This is a genomic window from Sphingobium sp. TCM1, from assembly GCF_001650725.1.
In the GTDB taxonomy this organism is placed as follows: Bacteria; Pseudomonadota; Alphaproteobacteria; order Sphingomonadales; family Sphingomonadaceae; genus Sphingobium.
In genome coordinates this window covers 36,542-55,304 of sequence record NZ_LXVX01000005.1, presented here as the reverse complement: position 1 = coordinate 55,304, position 18,763 = coordinate 36,542, and the positions used below count along the sequence as shown (strand labels likewise).

Below are 18,763 nucleotides of genomic sequence, written 5' to 3'. Positions count from 1 at the left end.
CTATACAGGCGCCATGTGGGGGGTGCAACCCCGCAGCATGGCCACCCAGGGGCGATTGGCCTTAGCCGATCTGGTTCCAGGCTTCGGCGATTTCCGCGACCATGGCGCGGGCCTGGTCGACCGGATCGGCCGACCGTTCCTTGGCGCCGACCAGCAGCAACCGGCGCGCTTCGCGGTAGATCTGCGCCAGGCCGACCGCAACATCGCCGCCCTTGTCGAAATCGAGGCTGGATTCGAGCGCGAACAGGATCGACATGGCGCGGGCCTGCTTGTCCGACACCTTCATCCGGTCGCCATTGCGTTCGGCCAGCGCCGCCGCGTCCATCGCCAGCAGCAGCTCGTCGAACAGGATCCTGACCAGCCCGTGCGGGGTGGCGCCTTCGGTCCGGCTCCCCGAATGGACCGCCGCATAACGCCGTGCCGCCGCGCCGCCTGCATAACCCTGATTGTAGAACATCGTCTTGTCGTCCCGAATTAGCTGTCGCTGTTGTTCCAGACCTCGATCTGCTGTTCGAGGTAGCTTTGCGTGGCCTTGAGCGCGCTGAGGCGCGTTTCCATCGCCGCATAGATGGTGGTCAGATGGTCCTCATAATCGGCCATCTGAGTGTCGAGCTTTTCGAGCTGCTCGGTAAATTCGTCCGACAGCGCCTCATAGCGTTCCTGCGCCAGGGTGAGCGGCCCGTCATCCTTCTCGATATTGTCGCGCACCGTGTCCATCAGCGCGGACAGGCCGGGATTCGCCGTGGTCGACACCTTGGGATTGACCATGTTGGTGACGCCTTCGGGGTCGTTCTCCAGCGCGCTCGCCAGCCGGTCGGTGTCGAGGCTCAGCGTGCCGTCGCGATTGGTCGTGACGCCGATGTCGGCCAGGGTCTTGTAGGTCCCGGTCGAATTCAGCTCGGTCGAGGTGAGCGCCGCCAGCTGCCGCTTCATGTCGCGCACGCCCGACACGCCGCTCAGCACCCCGGCGTTCGATGAATCGGTACCCGCCGCGGTCGCGGTGTTGAGCGCGGACATCAGCGTGTTGTAGGCGTCGACGAATTCCTTGAGCAGATCGGACAGGCCCGCCGTCGGCTGCGACATGGACAGGGTCACGATCGTGCCGGGCGACGCCTTGTTGAGATCGATCCGCAGATAGTCGATGGCGCCGTCGACGGTGTTGCTGGCATATTCATATGCGACGCCGTCCAGCGTGATCTTCGCGTTCTGCGGCGCCGACGAACCGGTCATGGTGGCGCTGTCGGTGCCGCTCCACCCCAGGCCGGCGAGCGCGCTGCCGCTGTCGTCGGCCGCGACGCCGATGCTGAAATCATTGTCGGCCCCGGTTTCGCCCTTGAACACCAGGCGGGTGCCCGACGCGTCGGTGACGACACGGGCGGTGACGCCGCTGTTGGCCGCGTTGATCGCCGAGGCGAGACCGGCATAGCTGTTGTTGGTCGAATCGATCGTGATCGTCGTCGTTCCGCCCGACGCGGTCGTGATCGTGAAGCTGCCGGTGCCGATCGCCGTGCTGCCGGTCGCGCCGCTGACCGCGCTGGAGGACAGCACCCGCGCCGTGGCGAGCTGCTCCACCGTCAGCTGCGCGGGCAGGCCCGCCGGGCTGCCGCCGCTCAGCAGGCTGACGGACGCGATGCTGCTGTCGTTGGAGGAGGCCGTGCCGGTATAGTCCGTGCCGGAGAGGACTTCGGTCAGCGCGTCGGCGAAGGTATCGAGCGAGCTGATCGCCGAGGCGAGCGCGGAGATGCGCGAGCTGTTGAGCGACTGGCGGCTGGTGATCGCCGACTCCTTCGGCTCGCGCGTCGCGCTGACCAGGCTGGATACGAGCGCGGAGGTGTCGATCCCCGATCCCGCGCCGAGCGCCGTCAAGATGCTGCTGCCTACCGAAGTCATGGGCCGTCCTTTCAAGAGGGTAGAACGGCGGTAGCGACCAGAGCTTTAGGAAAGATTTGCGTCCCGGAAAAACAGGCTGGCTCAGCTGCCGGATGCAGCGATCTGCTCGACCGTCGCGCGCGTCGGATGCGCCTGCGCGACATGGGCGTAGGCGGCGCGCTCGACGATCCGCTTGGCGAGGACGGCGGCATGTTCGACCGCTTCCTTGCTGGCGGGCGGCAGCGGCACCAGCACGATCGGCCGGGGGATCATCGCCTGGATCGCGCCGGCGGCGGCGTCCACGTCGGTCGCTCCAGCGTCCAGGTCAGCCAGTATCTCGGCGATGCGGGCATGAACCTCGACATATTCGGCGACGCTGGCCAGTTCCTGGCTGGCGCTGGAGGTCTGGGCCACGGGCGCCCGCCGCTCCTGCGTCGCCGAGTCCGTGGATCGGCTGGCCTCCACGGGCTGGACGACGGGCACGGGCGAGGGCGCGCGGACGACCGTCCGGTCGACCGGCGACAACTCAGTACGAGATACATAGTCGTCCATGACGCACCACTTTCATGCGTCCCCGTGAACAGAGTACGGACAGGCCCGGCTAAACTTTAATTCACCAGATGAAATTTTTTCCCTGAGCCGGAAAGAAGGGCCGCGACGATCGGCACAAGGGCGGGTCCGGGCAGGCCGGCCATCCCCGCAACCAGTTGAAGCAAGGGCAAAAGGAAGAGCAGGATGGGAAGGATGCGCCCTTGCCCGGCGACCAGCAGAAAAACGGCCATGGTGGCAAGGGCCAGCGTGTCGTAGGACAGCATATAGGGCGTCGCCGACACCGCGCAGGCCAGGAACAGCAGATTGGCCGACAGATCGCCAGCGGCAGGCCGGTGACGGAAGCGCAGCCAGACCAGCAGCGCCGCAAGCAGCGCCAGCGCCACCTGGAAGGCGCTCGCCACCGGGACGGGCACGCCGGCGACGCGCAGGTTCATGAACAGGGTCGGCATGAACGGCCCGGCCAGATGATCGGGATCGCTCAGCACCAGCGACTGGTTGGCGATGCCGGTCTGGACGTAGATGCGCCAGATGTCCGGCCCCCAGAGCAAGGCGACGAGGGCGGCCAGCGCCAGGCTGGAGACGGCGGCGGCGGCGAAGGCGCGCCAATTGCGGCTGGCGAGGAAGAGGATGGGCAGCAGCAGGGCGAGCTGCGGTTTCACCAGCAGCAGGCCGACCAGCGCGCCGGCGAGGACCGGCCGCTCCTCCCGCCAGCGCAGCACCGCGAGCAGGATGGCGGCGGCGAACAGCGCAAACTGGCCGGACAGGATGGCGATCAGCGCGGCCGGCGAGGCCAGCAGCAGCAGGACGAGCCGCCTTTCCTCGCTCCAGAGCCGTAACGCGACAGCGAAGGCGACAGCTCCGCACAGCGTCCAGAGCGCGAGCGCGGGCAGGTAGGGCAGCAGGCCGAAGGGCGCGGCGCCAGCAGCGCGACCGGGGGATAGGACCAGATCTGGCCCGGATAGCCGCCGCCCACCACCCGCCCCAGCGCTGCGCGATAGGTGTCCATGTCGTAGTAGACTTCCGGATGCGCTTCCCAGGCCGCGCGGCCGTACATCCAGATATTGAGGAAATCACGACCCACCACCAGCGAGGTGCCATCGCGCGGAATGCCCTGCCCTGCCGTCAGGGTTAGAAGATAGGCGGGCACGAAGACCAGCAGCAGCAGGCCTGCCGCGACCCACAGGATGCGCAGCCGGTCGGCCATCGCCGCGCTTACAGCTTCTTCCCGTCGGCGTCGAAGCGCAGGTCTTCGGGCACGGTGATGAAGGGCCGGTCCATCTCGCTCGCCATGCGGTTTTCGACCCGGAAGACGAAGGCGAGTACGGTCGCGACGGCCATGTAGAGGCCTTCATTGACGATCTGCCCGGCGCGCGAGGTGAAGTAGATGGCGCGCGCGAGATCGGGATATTGCAGCACGGTCACGCCATTGGTGTCGGCGAGGTCGCGGATGGCGGCGGCGATCGCGTCGCACCCCTTGGCCACCACAACCGGGGCCGCGTCCTGCCCCGGCTTGTAGCGCAGCGCCACCGCGAAATGGGTCGGGTTGGTGATGATGACGCTGGCCTCCGCCACCGCCTTGCGGGTGGAGCCGCTCAGCACCTCGAACTGGCGACGACGGATATGGCCCTTGAGTTCGGGCGAGCCTTCGCTTTCCTTATGCTCGTCCTTCACCTCCTGCTTGGACATGCCCAGGCGCTTGGCGCGCTGCATGATCTGCGCCGGAACGTCGATACCCGCGATCAGAAAGAGGCCGCCCGCCATGACCAGGCAGGTGAAGATGAAGATGTTGCCGACATCGGCGATGGCGGGCGCGATGCCGGCCTTGCCGAGTCCGGTGATCTCGGTCAGCCGGTCCCAGATCAGCCAGACGCCGATGCTGCCCAGCAACCCGACCTTGGCAATCGATTTCAGCAATTCGATCAGCCCCTGCATCCCGAAGATGCGCTTCAGGCCCGACAGCGGATTGAGCTTTTCCGGCTTGGGCGCGAAGGCGCCGGGACGGAAGCCGAGCGATCCCAGCAGTGCGGGCGCCGCGATGGCGGCGAGGAAGGTCGCCAGCATCACACCCGCGACCGGCAGGGCAATGCCCGCGAGCAGGTCCATCCCGCGTTGGGCGGGGGAGAAGTCAGTGATATCCTCGCGCCGGAAGCGCAGCGCCTCCACCAGCATGTCGCGCAGCGCCTCGATCAGGGCGGGTCCGATGACGGCAAGGCAGCCGATGCCCGCCATGACGACCAGGGCGGTGCCCAGTTCGCGCGACTGGAGGATGTCGCCCTTCTTGGCGGCATCCTGCAATTTCTTCTGTGTCGGCTTTTCGGTCTTTTCGCCGCCCTCGCCGCCGCCCGCCATCTCAGCGGCCCTCCGAGATGAAGCGCGCTTCTTCCAGGCCCGCCTTGAGCGCGGCGGTCATGCCCTCGGCCATGATCGGCGCGGCGATCGCCAGAAGCACCAGCCCGGCCATCATCGCGACCGGCATCCCGACCGCGAACAGGTTGAGCGAGGGCGCGGCGCGCGACAGCATCCCCATGACGATCTGCACCAGCACCAGCGCGAAGGCGACCGGCAGGGCCACGGTGACGCCCATGCCCATCAGCGAACCGCCAAATTCGATGAGCCGCCAGACGGTGTCGTTCGACAGCATCGCCGCGCCCGGCGGAACGGCGGTGTAGCTTTGCACCACGAAGCTCGCGAGCAGCAGATGGCCGTCCATGCCGAGCAGCAGGAAGGTGGCGAGGATGGAGAGGAACTGGCCCAGCACCTGGGTCGACTGGCCCGAGGAGGGATCGACCATCGCCGCGAAGTTGAGGCCCATGGCGTTGCCGATCGTCTCCCCCGCGACGAAGGCGGCGGCATAGCCGATCTGGACGGCGAACCCCATGGCGAGGCCCGCCAATATCTCGCCCATGACCAGCATCACGCCCTCGAAGCTGGCAACGCCGTCCTGCGGCAGGGTGATGGAGACGCTGTTGAGCGCGGCGAGGCCGAGCGCGAGGGCGAGGATCAGGCGCAACTGGAGCGGCACTGCGGGCGCGCCGAAGACGGGCGCGGCAATGAAGGCCGCGCCGGGCCGGATCATGGCGATGAGCCAGATCCAGAGCTGCGTCTCCACGCCCGCGAAGCCCGGCGCGATCATGGCCGCCGCCTCATTGCAGAAGGTCCGGGATGCGCTCGAAGATTTCGCGGGTGAAGTCGGCGATCAGCACCATGATGGAACCGCCGAACAGGGCGAGCATCCCGCCCACCACGATGATCTTGGGAATGAAGCTCAGCGTCTGTTCGTTGATCGAGGTCGCCGCCTGCACCATGCCGATGACAAGGCCCACGATCAGCGCCGGGATCAGCACGGGCGCGGCCGCCAGCGCCGTGATCCACAGCGCCTGCTGGGCAAGGCCCATGAAGAAATCGGCGTTTTCCATGGGATTAACCCATTACACCCGTTGAAGGAAACTGGCTCATGTCGCGAACGACCCCGCCAATGACCCCATGGTCAGCGCCCAGCCGTCCACCAGCACGAACAGCAACAGCTTGAAAGGCATGGAAATGATGGTGGGCGACAGCATCATCATGCCGAGCGCCATCAGGGTGGACGCGACCACCAGGTCGATGATGAGGAAGGGCAGGAAGATCATGAAGCCGATCTGGAAGGCGGTCTTGAGTTCGCTGGTGACGAAGGCCGGCAGCAGGATCGTGAAGGGGATGTCGGCGGGCGTGCGGAAGGCGGGCGCCTCGGCGAGGTTGGCGAACAGCTTGAGGTCGCTTTCGCGGGTCTGCCTGGTCATGAAACCGTGCAGCACCTTGCCGGAGCGGCCGACCGCTTCCTCGATGCTGATCTGGCCCTTGCCATAGGGATCGAAGGCCTGGGCGTTGATCGTGTCGATCGCCGGGCGCATCACGAACAGCGACAGGAAGAGCGCAAGGCCGACCAGCACCTGGTTGGGCGGGGTCTGTTGCAGGCCGAGCGCCTGGCGCAGCAGCGACAGGACGATGATGATGCGGGTGAAGCTGGTCATCATGAGCACGAGCGACGGCAGCACCGTCAGCAGGCTCATGAGGATCAGGATTTGCAGGGAAAGCGACAGCGGGCGGCCGTCGCCCGAAATCTGCCCCATGGCGCGGCTCAGCGCGCCGCCATTGTCGACCGGCGCGGCGGGCGCGGCCTGGGCGAAGGCGGGGACGGAGAAGAGCAGCGCCAGGACAATAACGGCCGTCACGCCCGCAAGAGCGGGGATCCATCTCCCGAGCGTCGGTCCTGGTCGCAAGTCGGGGAAGCGGATTGCCGCCTTCGAGAGGATAACGGGAAAGGGAGAAACAGCCTTAGCGCCCACGGTAGGGGTCGCCTTCCGCGATCTTCTCGATCCGGCCGCGGGTGACGGCGAGGAGGATCTTCTTGCCCTCGAACTCGACCACGGCGAGCTTGCCGAAGGCGCCCATCGGCAAAGCCTCCAGCAGTTTGAGGGAGCGATCCCCCTGCCCCGCCATCATGCCGGGCTGATATTTGCGCCACAGCCACAGCGCGCCGAAGGCCATGCCCCCGACCAGCGGCAGCAGGATCAGCAATTTGACGAAATACCAGAACATGAAGGCCCGCCCGCGACTATGGTTAACGCACGCCTGCGATCCGCAGTTTCACGGGCGAAGGCAAGTGCAAAATCAACGCCCTGCGATCAGCCGCGCCGTTCGATCCCGGCGAGGCGGTTCTCGGTCGCGGCGATGTCGACGATGCGGATGCCATAGCGGCCGTTGACCGTCACCACCTCGCCCTTGGCGATCAGCGCGCCATTGACCATGATGTCGAGCAGGTCGTCGGCCTGGCGGTCCAGTTCGACGATGCTGCCTTCCGCCAGGTCCATCACTTCGGCGAGGCGCAGCGAGGTGGAGCCGACCTCCACCGACATGCGTACCGGAATGTCGGCCAGCAGCTTGAACTGGCGGTTGCTGGTCATCCGGCCCACGGGGTCTTCCCCGCGCTCCATCCGCGGCGCTTCGGTCATGTCGCTCATTGATCGGGTTCCTGTGCAATCTTTTCAATCTGGAAGGCGGCGCGGCCGTCCTGTTCACCGATCGTGCCATGGGCGACGATGCGGTTTCCGACGATCAGCGGCAGCGAGCGGCCGATCGTCACGGGGATCACGTCGCCGGCCTTGAGCTGCATCAGGTCGGCGATCGAAAGGTTGGGTCGCGCCAGCACGGTGCGGGCGGGCAGGCGAATGTCGCGCATCCGACGCGCGATGCGGGCCTGCCAGACGGGATCGGCATGATCCTCATCGGCAGGAATGTTGGTGCCGGTCAGCTGTTCGACGGCGCGCAGGGCGGACAAGGGAAAGAGAAGGTCGATCGGCCATTCCTGATCGCGCGTCAGGCTGATCAGGAAGCGTTGCAGCACCATCTGGTCGGCCGGTTGGGCGGCGGCGGCATAGCCAACTCCGGTTTCGCGCAGGATGAGGCCAGGTTCGAGCGGCAGCACGTCATCCCAGGTCTCGACCAGCCGCGCGACGAGCGCTTCGGAGATGCGGGCGATCAGCCGGTCCTCGGTCGGCGTGAACTCCCCGCGCACGGGCAGCGGCCGGTTGCCGATCCCGCCGTAGAAACAGTCCACCAGCGTCGAGATCATCGTCGCATCGAGGCGCAGCAGCATCTGCCCCTTGAGCGGGTGCAGCCGATAGAGCGAAATGCTGGTGAAGGCGGGAACCTGCGCGGACCAGAGGGCGAAGTCCAGCACGCGGGCATCCTGCGCCTCGACATTGGGGCGCACCCCCGCGATCGGCTCGATCAGCGCGCGAATGCGCCGGCCGAGCTTGTCGCCCAGCCGGTCCAGCCCGGACAGCATCACGGGCGCCTGCGATTCCCCGCGCCCGAAGGCGTAGGATTGAACGTCGGTCATCTTGGTCCCCTGCCCGCATCGGATCAGGGGACATCCCGATCCTTTTCAGGCAACCCTATTGAATAACGAAATTGGTAAAATAAACGTTATCGACGCCGCCATAGCCGGTCTTCTGCTTCAAAATATCGTTGATGATCGTCTTGATCCGACCCTGGAGCGCCTGCTTGCCCTTCGGCGTCGACAGCATCTCCTCGGGCTGCTGCGCGAGCATCATCAGCACCTGGCTGCGGATCGCCATCTCATGGGTCTTGATCGCCTCGACCACGCGCATGTCATAATAGGTCGATACCGCGACCGAGATCTGGGCGAAGGCGTCGGTATCGGACATGTTCGACGTGAAGGGCGTCTGCAACTGGAAATAGGTCGCCTGATAGGCCGCCGGATTGGCCGGGGTGGGGAGGTCGATACCCTTGCCATGCGCGCCATGCGCCGCCGCGCCGCCCTCGCCATGGGGCACGGCATGGGCCTTGGCGATGTCCTCGGCATTTTCGCCCGCCAGCACCAGCACCGGCTTGTTGGGATCTTCCTTCGGGCCTTCCGCCTTGGGGGCGAAGAAGCCCGCGGCATAGAGGCCGCCCGCCGCGCCCGCGCCGCCGACGACGATGCCCACGACCAGCAGCAGGATCATCTTCATGCCCCCGCCCTTCTTCTTCTTGGCCTTAGGCTCGTCGCTCATGCTTCAGTCCCCTGGAAAGTCGCGCCGGTCACGCATAGCGCGCGCGCGGCAGGTCGCCGGCGTCATCGCCAGCCCGGTCATGGTTAAGAACGACCGGATCGCTCGCCCCTTTATGGCCGGGCGCGATATTTTCACGCTGCTGCCCGCGACCGTGCATCTGCGACTGGGCTTGGGACTGAGACTGAGACTGGCCGGCGCTCTGGCCATGATGAGACTGGGATTGCGGCTGAGATCCGGGCTGATTGCCGGCCTGATCGGATCGCGCGGCTTCGGCGACCGGAGGCGCGCGTTCCACCTTCACCTCGCTGATCCGCACCGCCGACAGGCCCGCGTCCAGCTTCAGCCGGTCGCTGTCCTGCCGCAGCGCCTGTTCCGCCGCCTCGGTCGCCGCCATCAGACTGACGGCGACGCCGTCCTCGCCCTGGCGGATGTCGACCTGGATCGGGCCAAGCTGATGGGCGTTGATCTGGAAACGGCCCTGCGCGCCATTGGCCGACAGGCCGGCAATGTCGCGGGCTAGGCCGTCGATCCACTGGCCCGACACCCCCATGTCCACCACCTGCGCGCCGAGCGAGGCGGACAGATCGACGGTCGGCTGCCCGAGGACAGGCTGGGGCGTGGCGATGGTCGGTTGAGCGCCGCCGGACGACAGGAGCGGACGGTCATTTGCGGGCAAGGCAGGCTGCTGCGCGGCGACATCCCGCGCGGGATCGCTCGCCGGGATTGCCATCGGCTCGGCCGATGCCGCCGGGGTCGACGCGTGGTCCCGACCCTTCATATGATCGCGCACCAGCTGCAACAGCGATACCGCTTCCCCCCTCACCGGCCTTGTGGCGGCGATGGGGGCTTCCGGAGCGGCGGGAGCTTCCGGAACGACGGGAGCGGCCGGGGCAGCGGGCAGCGGCCGGGCGGGCGCTACGGCCTCTTCCGCCGGTGGAGAAAGCGCGGACGGGCCAGCGCTCACCATGGCCTTCCCACCATCGCCTTGAAGCGCCGGTCCAATGACGCGGACGGCAGGCTCACCCACCGCACCGGGGAATGCAGCCGCCGAAACGCCAGCGGGCGCCGGGGGCGTTTCCGGCGTGATCGGGATCGTCGTCGTCACGGGACCAGGCGCGGGTGGCGCCATCGACACGACCAGGGCGGGCATGTCAGGCGACGCAACGGGGACGGGCAGGACATCCTCATCCTTCGTGTCGCTCGCGGCCTCGACATCAACCGGCGGCGCGTCTGTTTCGGTATCGTCATGATCGACCGGCATGTCCGCACCGGCTGAGACCATGTGTTCCGCAGTCACGGCCTTCGCCGGGACGCCCGGCGCCTGAGCCATCCGGCCCGAGGCATCAACCATGGCCGGCTCGCGCGGTGCGACGACTTTGGCGGACGAATCGCTGGGCAGCGCAGTCGCTACTTCAGGATCGGGACAGCCCTCATCGGGAGCCGACCCGGAAGCAGCGATCGCGCCAGTGGGCGCACCCTCTGCTGCATTAACCCCTATATCCAGCTCCGCATCCGGCCCGGCTATCGGCAGCGGCGGCGCGATCGACGCGGCCCCGCCGGTCAGCGGCAGCGCGGAGATCGCTTCGGGACGGGAGGCAAGCGCCAGAGCCGCATCCGGCTCCGGCTCCGGCGACGGTGTCGCACCATCCGCTGCGGCGAACAGGGCGGGCGACGGGGCTTGCGGGCCTTGCGCGGCAGGCGCGGCATTGACCCCGTCCATCAACGCAGCGAAATCGGGCGCGCCCTCGACGGGCTGCACCCCCGATGCTGAACCAGCCGACAGCGCCGACGGGAAGAGCAAGGCCTTGAGACTGGTCAGCATGGTCATGGTCAGGCGTCCCCCGTCCGCTGCATCCGGCGATAGCGCGGGAGGGCAGCCAGCTTGTTCTCGCGCCATTCCTCCAGGTCCGCGCGGGCGCGATCCTTCAGGCGGCTGGCGATTTCCTTTTCGCGATTGGCGGCGACGGTCAGGCCTTCCTTGGCCTCGACATTGCGCCGCGCATCGTAGAGCGCGCCGTCGAGCTGGCGGCTGGCCTGCTCCAGACGGGTCGCCAGTTCCTGCATCGCCGCAAAGGATGCGCCGGTCGCTATCCCCTCCCCTCCGAACAATTCGCCGCGCACCTTGCGCAGCCGTTCGAGATTATGGGCGATGCCGTTCGCTTCGTCGCGCGCGCGCGCGGTGTCCGCGACGGCCATGGAATGCTGGACCGCGCGCACACGCAGCACGCGCTGGCGGCGATTGACCAGCCCCTTCATGCACTGAAGCCCGCAATGAGCGCGGCGGCGCTGGTGTCGAGATCGATGCGGCTCTTCTGATCCTGACGGATGAAGTCGAGGATTTCCTGACGGCGGCGGACAGCCTCGTCGATCACGGGATCGTTGCCGGGGCGGTAGGCGCCCATCAGGATGAGGTCGCGATTTTCCTCATAGGCGGCCCAGAGGCGGCGATAGCCGGCGGCGGCCATGCGATGTTCGTCGGGCACGACGTCGGCCATCACGCGCGACAGCGACTTGCCGATGTCGATGGCGGGGAAGATCGCCTGTTCGGACAGATGGCGCGACAGCACGAAATGGCCGTCCACGATGGCGCGGGCGGCGTCGACGATCGGATCGTCGGTGTCGTCGCCATCGGCGAGCACAGTATAGAGCGCGGTGATCGACCCGCCGCTGCGGCTGTCCACGCCTGCCCGTTCGACCAGGCGCGGGATCAGCGCGAGGGCGGAGGGCGGATAGCCCTTCATGGCGGGCGGTTCGCCAAGCGCCAGCCCGATTTCGCGCTGGGCATGGGCGCAGCGGGTCAGGCTGTCGATCAGCAGCAGCACCTTCTTGCCCCGCGCGCGGAAATATTCGGCGATGGCGGTGGCGCGCGCGGCGGCGCGCAGGCGCAGCACCGGGGGATGATCGGCGGGGACGGCGACGACGACGCTTTTGTTCATCGTGTGCTTGAGCTTGGTTTCGAGGAAATCGCTGACCTCGCGGCCACGCTCGCCGATCAGGCCGACGACGACGACATCGGCTTCGGCGCCGGCGATCATCTGGCCCATCAGCACCGACTTGCCGACGCCCGACCCGGCAATGATGGCGATGCGCTGGCCGCGCCCGGCGGTCAGCAGCGCGTTGACGGCCCGCACGCCAAGGTCGAACGGCTCGGTCACGCGCCCGCGATCCAGCACATTGCCCTTCACGCCGTTGAGCGGCCAGGTGCCGCCGGCGATGATCGGTCCCTTGCGGTCGAGCGGCTGGCCCATGGCGTCGATGACGCGGCCGATCAGCCCGTCGCCCACCTGCACCATGTTCGCCTGGCTGTCCGGCTCGACGCGGATGCCGTTTTCCAGCGGCGCGTCGGCATCGAGCGGCACCAGCAATGTGCGGTCGCCGCGAAAGCCAACCACTTCGGCGCGACAGACCGACCCGTCGCTCGCCAGCACGCGCGCGCCGGACCCGATCGGCCGGCGGAAGCCGCTGACCTCCAGCATCCCGGCATCATGGCTGACCAGCCGGCCGACATGACGGGGCGCGCGATTCTGGACCTGAAGATGGTCGAACAGGGTTTCCGCCTGGGCGAGCGCGGCGCGGATCATGCCTTCCCCTCCATGTCGTCCATCAGCGCGCGCAGGCGCGACAGGCGCACGTCCGGGCCGTCCTCGACCCAACCGTCGGCGGTTTCGAGGCGGACACAACCACGATGCATGGTCTTGTCCGCGACCATCGGCACGCCGATCGCCTCGTCCCTGAGCAGTTCTGCGTCGTCGGGATGAACGTGCAGCGCGCTGCGGTCCTGATTGCTTTCGATGAAGGCGGCGACCGTGTCGCAGCGCTGGACCAGACGCTCCATGTCGATCTCGACCTCGCCGACGATCTGTTCGACCAGGCGAACGACGGTGGCGGAGAGCATGGTCGAGAGCATCCCGCTCGGCGCGGGCGCCAGCAGTTCCAGCGCCTCTGCCAGCCGGGTCCGGGCGTCTGCGTCGGCGGCCTGGGCCTCGCCGGTCACGCGGCACCCCTCGTCGAAGCCAAGGGTGAAAGCCTCCATTCGGGCTTCCTCGATCAGGTCGACCTCGGGAACGTCCGGGACCGCGCGCATCGCGGCGGTCTGCTGTCCGGGCGGCGCGGTGTAGAGGCTGCGAAAGCCACCTTCGGCCGGGCGAAAACCCGCGACCGCGACCGGCGCGACATCCTGCACGGCTTCCGCGCCCCATATCCTAGACAAAGTCGTTACCCTTTCCGCCCAGCATGATGGTGCCCGCATCGGCCATGCGGCGGGCGGTGGCGATGATGAGCTTCTGCGCGTCGATCACCTCGGCAAGGCGGATCGGGCCGCGTTCCTCGATCTCGTCGGCGATCGCCTGCGCGGCGCGGGCAGACATGCAGCTGAAGATCTTGGCCTTGAGCATGTCATTCGCGCCCTTCAGCGCGACCACCAGGACCGTGCTGTCGATCGTCCGCATCAGCGTGCCCAGATTCTTGTCGTCCATGTCGATCAGGTTATCGAAGACGAACATCTCCTCCTCGATGGTCTGGGCGATCATCTTGTCGCGCTTGGCGACGGCCTTCATGATCCGCTGCTCATTATCCTTGCGGACATTGTTCATGATCGCGGCCGCCTCGACCGTGCCGCCGCGCTGCGACGCCGCGCCCTGCTTGCTGGCCGGGCCGCGCAGCAGCAATTGCTCCAGATCCTCCAGCGCCTCGTTCGACACGGGGCCGAGCGTGGCGATGCGATAGACGATCTCTTCCTGATATTCGGCCGGCAGCAGTTGCAGCACGTCGGCGGCGACGGGCGCCTCCAGATGGGCGAGCACGATCGCCATGATCTGCGGATGCTCCGCCTCGATCAGGGCGGCGATTTCCTTCGCGTCCATCCATTTGAGCATTTCCAGCTGGGTGGAGCGGGTCGGCGGTGTGATGCGCGCCAGGATGGTTTCGGCGCGCTCCTCGCCCAGCGCCTTGGTCATCGCGCCGCGGATATGCCGGGTCGCGCCATAGCCGATGGTGGTGCGCTTCTTCGCCTTGGTGACGAAATGGTCGAGCGCCTCGTTCACCTCCTCGGGATCGACATCCTGGACGTCATACATGGCGTAGCCGAGCTGGCGGACTTCGTCCGGCTCCAGGCGCGAGAGGATCTGCGCGGCTTCATCCTCGTTGAACAGCATCAGCAGGACGGCGGCGGCGGCGCTGCCTTTCAGCGCCTCGGGACGGCCGGGGACGATCTCAGGCATTTTCCTTCTTCCCCTCCTTGAGCAGGTCGCGGACGACCAGCGCGGCGCGATCGGGGTCCTGCTTCACGAAATTGCGAATGAGGTCGGCGCGCTGGGCGTAGTCGTAGGTGGACGAGATCATGTCGAGCGTTACCTTCGGTTCGGCGCCGTCAGGGCTGGCGGCGGCGGCCTGCTTGGTCAGTTCGCTGGAAATCTCGCGGCCGATGCGCTGGCCGGTTTCGGCGGTGTCGACGGCTGCCGCTTCCTGGGCGACGGCGCGGCGCTTGAGCAACGGACGACCGATGCCGAAGATCAGCAGCAGCGCGACCAGCAGGGCGGAAACGTTGCGCACCAGCGGCGACATCCAGTCCGCCTCATACCAGGGGGCTACGGGCGCCTCTTCCTTGAGGAAGCTGCGCGAGGACAGCGCAACCACGTCGCCGCGCGCCTGGTCGAAGCCGACCGCGCCCTTCACCAGCGCTTCGAGCGCCGCGATTTCCTGCGGCGTGCGCGCCTTGCCATCGGGGGCGGTATCGAGCGCCACGGCGACCGACAGGCGCTTGACCGTGCCGACGGCGTCCTTGGTGACGGACACTTCGCGGCCCAGCTCGAAATTGCGGTTGAACGTCTCTTCGGTCTTCATCAGCGGGTTGGGCGGCGTGCCGGGCTGCTGCTGGGCCGTCTGCCCCTGCGCCACCGCCTGGCCGTTGGGATTGGTCTGGGTGACGGTCGGATTAACCGGCGCCTGATTGCTGAGCGCGCCGGGAATGCCGCTCGCCTCGCCGGTACCCTGACCGCGCGGGTCTGACGCCCAGGTGCCCTGTTCGCTGCGCAGCCGCGCCTCATCCTGCGGATAGGTTTCGCGGGTCGCCTGACGCTCGGCGAAATTCAGTTCGGCATGGACCTCGGTCGAGAAATTGCCGGTTCCCAGGATCGGCGTCAGCAACGCGGTCACCGACTGGCGATAGCGATCCTCGATCCGGGTCTGGATCGCGATCTGGCGGTCATCGGCGGAGTCGCCGTCATTGTCGCTGAGCAGGCGACCATTCTGGTCGACCAGGGAAATATCGTCCGGGCTGAGTTCCGGGATCGAGGAGGCGACGAGATGGACGATCGCGCTGACCTGCTGATCGGTGAGGGTGCGGCCATTGGCCAGGCGGAGCATCACCGAAGCGGAAGGCTTGCTGCGGTCGCGCAGGAACACGCTGGGCGCTTCGACCGCCAGATGCACCTTGGCGCTTTCGACGCTGTCGATCGCCTCGATCGTGCGGGCCAGGTCCATCTCGCGGGCCGAGCGGAGCTTTTCGCCCTCGACCGCGCGTGACGCGCCCATCGGCAGGCTGTCGATCATGCTGTTGCCGTCGGGCGCGCTCTTCGGCAGGCCCTGGGCGGCGAGCATCATCTTCGCCTTGAAATAATCATCCTCGGCAACGGTCATCGCGCCGGAATTGTCGAAGCCATAGGGCACGCCATTCTGGTCGAGCACCTGGGCGACCGCCGACTTGTCGGCATCGGGCAGGCCGCGGAACAGGTCGCGCTGTGGCGGTTCGCGCAGCGCCATCCAGGCCAGGCCGGCGACCGCGACGGTGCCGAGCAGGCCGAGCAGCGGCAGGCTCTTCGCCACGGCGGGCTGCTTCATGAAGCCGGTCACGCGCGCCTTGAGCGCGTCCATTCCCCTGGCGCCGCCAAAGGACGAGCCGGCAGGGAGAGCAGGCGCTGCGGCGCCGACGGTGGTGGAGAGTGCGTTCTCGCTCATGGATTACACCGGCATACTCATGATGTCCTTGTAGGCGGACAGGAGTTTGTTGCGGACCTGAAGGGTCGCCTCGAAGCTGACCGACGCCTGCTGCTTGGCCAGCATGACGGCGGCGATGTCGGTGGTCTCGCCCCGCTCGAACGCGGCGGCGGCCTCACCGGCCTGATTCTGGAGCCCGTTCACCTGGTTCAGCGCGCTGTTGAGCGCCTCGGTGAAACCGCCGGGCGCGGTGCCCTGCGTGCCGGTGGCGCCGGTCGCGCCGCCGACAGTGCCGGCCTGGCTGACGTCGCGCAGCGCGGCGTTCTTCTGCAGGATGGCGTTGCGGATCGCCATCACGCTGTCGGTGGGGGAAATGCCGTTCATCGGTCAGCCTCCCTCAAGCAGCCAGCTCGCGCATTTCGGCGAGCCGATAGCGCAGCGTGCGTTCGGAAATGCCCAGCTTGCGGGCGGCGGCGGCGCGGTGGCCATCGGTTTCGCGCAGGGCGATGCGGACCGCTTCCAGCTTGGAATGGCGGGTCACGTCGCGCAGCAGGATCGGTTCGGCGGCGGCCAGCGGCGCCGCCGGGACGATGCGCAGCGGCTGCGGCGTGCCGGAGATATGCAGGTCGCCCGCGTCGATGCGATCGCCGTCGCGCAGCACCAGCGCGCGCTGCAACACATTGCCCAGTTCGCGGGCATTGCCCGGCCAACCATGGGCGGCGAGCTTGTCGAGCGCAGCGGCCGTCGGCCACACGAACCTGTCCTTTGCCATATCCTGCTGGCGCAGCAGCATGGCAGCGGCGATGGCGCCGATGTCACCCCGACGCTCGGTCAGCGGGCGCAGTTCCAGCGGCATGACGTTGAGGCGCCAGTAGAGATCCTCGCGGAAGCGGCCGCCGGAGACTTCTTCCGCCAGATTGCGGTTGCAGGCGGCTACGATGCGGACATTGACCGGCACCGGATGAGTCGCGCCGACCGGCAGCACTTCACCTTCCTGGAGCGCGCGCAGCAGCTTGGCTTGCAGCGCCAGCGGCAGCTCGGCGATTTCGTCGAGGAACAGGGTGCCTCCATCGGCTGCCAGGAACAGACCGTCGGAGGACTGGGCGGCGCCGGTGAAGCTGCCCTTCCGGTGGCCGAACAGCATGGCTTCCATCATGGTTTCGGGGAGAGCGGCGCAATTGACCGCGATAAAATCATGAGCGGCCCGGCCGGACTGGGCATGGAGGAAGCGCGCCATGCCTTCCTTGCCGGTGCCGGTGTCGCCCTGGATCAGGACCGTGGCGTCGCTGCGGGCAACGCGGGCGGCGAGGCGCATCAGATGGGCGCTGGCGGCGTCTCCCACGGCGGGCACCGAAGCGGGCCGCGCCAGTTCCGCGATCAGCGCGAAGGCGAAGCCCATATCTTCCAGGCCGAAGGCGACGCGTGCCGGCAGGCCGTTGGCGGCGGCGACCAGCGAAGGCGCGCCATCGATCAGGTTGATGAGGATGTCGCGATGGGTGGCATGGCCGATCTCGGTCGCCAGCAGCACGCGGCGGCCATCCTTGTCGCGCGGGCTGGCGGCGTCGACGACCCGAACCATGTAGCAGGCATTTTCGAGCCAGTGCTGCAGGCCCGGAACGAGCGCGCAGACCCCACGGCTCACGTCAAGCGATGACATGAACGATACCCCACATTTTGGCTGGTTTGTACCCCCGTACGCCCCACGCCCCTTCGATGGTTAATTTCTATCTATCCGTGGTTATTAGATGGTTAACGCGGCAATCCGTCTGCCGCTAACCGGCAATTTTTTTCCGCTTCCCGGCAAAAATTTCCGCCCATCCCTCTACGCGCGTACGCCAAGACGCTGATTTTGCTCTTTTTCGGAAAAAAATCAGGACAGCGCTAAAAAGACGATCCGGCCCGCCGTTATCCCCTTTCGAGGCCGCAAGCGCCCTGATGGCAGCGACCTGATAGTGATACGGAAAGGGAATATCATGACTGTTATCGGAACCAACACGGCGGCGCTGCGCTCGGCCAATGCCTCGTCCTCGGCCAGCAAGGCGCTGAGCACCGCCATGGAGCGCCTGTCGACCGGCAAGCGCATCAACAGCGCCAAGGACGACGCGGCCGGCCTCGCCATCGCTTCGAGCATGACCGCCCAGATCCGCGGCATGACCCAGGGCGTCCGCAACGCCAATGACGGCATCAGCCTGGCGCAGACGGCCGAAGGCGGTCTGGGCGAAGTCAGCAACATGCTGCAGCGTATGCGTGAACTGACCGTCCAGGCGCTGAACGGCACCAACGACGCCGACGCCAAGAGCAACATCCAGGCGGAAATCTCGCAGCTCGCCACCCAGATCACCGACACGCTGGCGAACACCGAATTCAACGGCACCAAGCTGTTCGACGGTTCGACCGCCACGGTCGACATCCAGGCCGGCGCCAACGCCGCCGACGTGGTGACGATCACGCTGGACGACGTGGCCGGCAATGCCGACGTGACCGCCGCGCTGGCCGTCGACGCCACCACCGCGACGACCGCCGACCTCGCCACCTTCGACGACGCGCTCGAAGCGATCGCCACGACCCGCGCCAACCTGGGTGCCGTGCAGAACCGCCTCGAATCAACGGTCAACAATCTGACCAACAACATCACCAACCTGACCGACGCCAAGAGCCGCATCGAGGACGCCGATTTCTCGTCGGAAACCACCGCGCTGGCCAAGCAGCAGATCCTGAGCCAGGCGTCGACCGCGATGCTGGCCCAGGCCAACCAGAGCCAGCAGGGCGTGCTGAAGCTGATCGGCTAAACCAGGACCGGATTGGTCGGCTGAGGTCTTGGTCACCGCCAGCCGCCCAAGTGGCCCCCGGCG

At 67.1% G+C, this 18,763-nt stretch carries 22 protein-coding genes; 1 reads left to right on the top strand and 21 read right to left on the bottom strand.

Features of this window, described 5'->3' with window-relative positions; all coding sequences use genetic code 11:
* Positions 1-61: 61 nt before the first annotated feature.
* The 21 genes from A7Q26_RS04625 to A7Q26_RS04530 all read right to left on the bottom strand — a co-directional run bounded on the left by A7Q26_RS04625 (position 62) and on the right by A7Q26_RS04530 (position 17,568).
* Positions 62-457, bottom strand: coding sequence for a flagellar export chaperone FliS (locus tag A7Q26_RS04625; protein WP_066857272.1), 396 nt, complete (start codon positions 455-457; stop codon positions 62-64).
* Positions 458-474: 17 nt separating this feature from the next.
* Positions 475-1,890, bottom strand: a complete 1,416-nt coding sequence (gene fliD, locus A7Q26_RS04620) for a flagellar filament capping protein FliD (protein ID WP_066857269.1) — start codon at positions 1,888-1,890, stop codon at positions 475-477.
* Positions 1,891-1,971: 81 nt separating this feature from the next.
* On the bottom strand, positions 1,972-2,421 hold the full coding sequence (locus A7Q26_RS04615) for a hypothetical protein (protein WP_066857266.1): 450 nt from the start codon (positions 2,419-2,421) through the stop codon (positions 1,972-1,974).
* A gap of 56 nt (positions 2,422-2,477) precedes the next feature.
* Positions 2,478-3,311: a glycosyltransferase 87 family protein gene (locus tag A7Q26_RS04610; RefSeq protein WP_232313697.1), complete on the bottom strand. Its 834-nt coding sequence runs from the start codon at positions 3,309-3,311 to the stop codon at positions 2,478-2,480.
* A complete protein-coding gene (locus tag A7Q26_RS25825; protein WP_232313685.1) occupies positions 3,194-3,625 on the bottom strand; it encodes a hypothetical protein in 432 nt (143 codons plus the stop codon). Before A7Q26_RS25825 ends, A7Q26_RS04610 begins: the two co-directional genes overlap by 118 nt.
* A gap of 8 nt (positions 3,626-3,633) precedes the next feature.
* Complete coding sequence (gene flhB, locus A7Q26_RS04605; RefSeq protein ID WP_066857262.1) at positions 3,634-4,770, bottom strand: flagellar type III secretion system protein FlhB; 1,137 nt, start codon at positions 4,768-4,770, stop codon at positions 3,634-3,636.
* Position 4,771: 1 nt separating this feature from the next.
* Positions 4,772-5,554, bottom strand: coding sequence for a flagellar biosynthetic protein FliR (fliR, locus tag A7Q26_RS04600; protein ID WP_066857259.1), 783 nt, complete (start codon positions 5,552-5,554; stop codon positions 4,772-4,774).
* A gap of 10 nt (positions 5,555-5,564) precedes the next feature.
* The gene (gene fliQ / locus A7Q26_RS04595) at positions 5,565-5,837 is read right to left on the bottom strand and encodes a flagellar biosynthesis protein FliQ (protein WP_066857256.1); all 273 of its coding nucleotides are present in this window, start codon (positions 5,835-5,837) and stop codon (positions 5,565-5,567) included.
* Positions 5,838-5,873: 36 nt separating this feature from the next.
* Positions 5,874-6,650: a flagellar type III secretion system pore protein FliP gene (gene fliP, locus A7Q26_RS04590; protein ID WP_443018151.1), complete on the bottom strand. Its 777-nt coding sequence runs from the start codon at positions 6,648-6,650 to the stop codon at positions 5,874-5,876.
* A gap of 85 nt (positions 6,651-6,735) precedes the next feature.
* Positions 6,736-6,999 carry a FliO/MopB family protein gene (locus A7Q26_RS04585; protein ID WP_066857252.1) on the bottom strand — a complete coding sequence of 88 codons (264 nt, stop codon included), beginning with the start codon at positions 6,997-6,999 and terminating at the stop codon, positions 6,736-6,738.
* 86 nt (positions 7,000-7,085) lie between these two features.
* Positions 7,086-7,421: a flagellar motor switch protein FliN gene (fliN, locus tag A7Q26_RS04580; RefSeq protein ID WP_066857250.1), complete on the bottom strand. Its 336-nt coding sequence runs from the start codon at positions 7,419-7,421 to the stop codon at positions 7,086-7,088.
* Positions 7,418-8,302, bottom strand: coding sequence for a flagellar motor switch protein FliM (locus A7Q26_RS04575; RefSeq protein ID WP_066857247.1), 885 nt, complete (start codon positions 8,300-8,302; stop codon positions 7,418-7,420). The genes fliN and A7Q26_RS04575 overlap by 4 nt, the downstream gene beginning before the upstream one ends.
* 55 nt (positions 8,303-8,357) lie before the next feature.
* Positions 8,358-8,978, bottom strand: a complete 621-nt coding sequence (locus A7Q26_RS04570) for a flagellar basal body-associated FliL family protein (protein ID WP_066857244.1) — start codon at positions 8,976-8,978, stop codon at positions 8,358-8,360.
* 28 nt (positions 8,979-9,006) lie between these two features.
* On the bottom strand, positions 9,007-10,806 hold the full coding sequence (locus A7Q26_RS04565; RefSeq protein WP_066857241.1) for a flagellar hook-length control protein FliK: 1,800 nt from the start codon (positions 10,804-10,806) through the stop codon (positions 9,007-9,009).
* A gap of 2 nt (positions 10,807-10,808) precedes the next feature.
* Positions 10,809-11,234 (bottom strand): hypothetical protein, encoded by a 426-nt coding sequence (locus tag A7Q26_RS04560; RefSeq protein ID WP_066857236.1) that lies wholly within the window; start codon positions 11,232-11,234, stop codon positions 10,809-10,811.
* The gene (locus A7Q26_RS04555; protein ID WP_066857234.1) at positions 11,231-12,559 is read right to left on the bottom strand and encodes a FliI/YscN family ATPase; all 1,329 of its coding nucleotides are present in this window, start codon (positions 12,557-12,559) and stop codon (positions 11,231-11,233) included. The genes A7Q26_RS04560 and A7Q26_RS04555 overlap by 4 nt, the downstream gene beginning before the upstream one ends.
* Complete coding sequence (locus tag A7Q26_RS04550; protein ID WP_066857232.1) at positions 12,556-13,188, bottom strand: FliH/SctL family protein; 633 nt, start codon at positions 13,186-13,188, stop codon at positions 12,556-12,558. Before A7Q26_RS04550 ends, A7Q26_RS04555 begins: the two co-directional genes overlap by 4 nt.
* Positions 13,181-14,197, bottom strand: coding sequence for a flagellar motor switch protein FliG (gene fliG / locus A7Q26_RS04545; protein ID WP_066857230.1), 1,017 nt, complete (start codon positions 14,195-14,197; stop codon positions 13,181-13,183). The genes A7Q26_RS04550 and fliG overlap by 8 nt, the downstream gene beginning before the upstream one ends.
* The gene (gene fliF, locus A7Q26_RS04540) at positions 14,190-15,932 is read right to left on the bottom strand and encodes a flagellar basal-body MS-ring/collar protein FliF (RefSeq protein ID WP_066857228.1); all 1,743 of its coding nucleotides are present in this window, start codon (positions 15,930-15,932) and stop codon (positions 14,190-14,192) included. The genes fliG and fliF overlap by 8 nt, the downstream gene beginning before the upstream one ends.
* A 3-nt stretch (positions 15,933-15,935) precedes the next feature.
* Complete coding sequence (gene fliE, locus A7Q26_RS04535; protein WP_066857225.1) at positions 15,936-16,295, bottom strand: flagellar hook-basal body complex protein FliE; 360 nt, start codon at positions 16,293-16,295, stop codon at positions 15,936-15,938.
* A gap of 13 nt (positions 16,296-16,308) precedes the next feature.
* Complete coding sequence (locus A7Q26_RS04530) at positions 16,309-17,568, bottom strand: sigma-54 interaction domain-containing protein (RefSeq protein WP_066857223.1); 1,260 nt, start codon at positions 17,566-17,568, stop codon at positions 16,309-16,311.
* A 316-nt stretch (positions 17,569-17,884) separates the two neighbouring features.
* On the opposite strand from A7Q26_RS04530, the gene A7Q26_RS04525 reads away from it, so the two are divergent.
* Positions 17,885-18,700 (top strand): flagellin N-terminal helical domain-containing protein, encoded by an 816-nt coding sequence (locus A7Q26_RS04525; protein WP_066857212.1) that lies wholly within the window; start codon positions 17,885-17,887, stop codon positions 18,698-18,700.
* Positions 18,701-18,763: the final 63 nt, after the last annotated feature.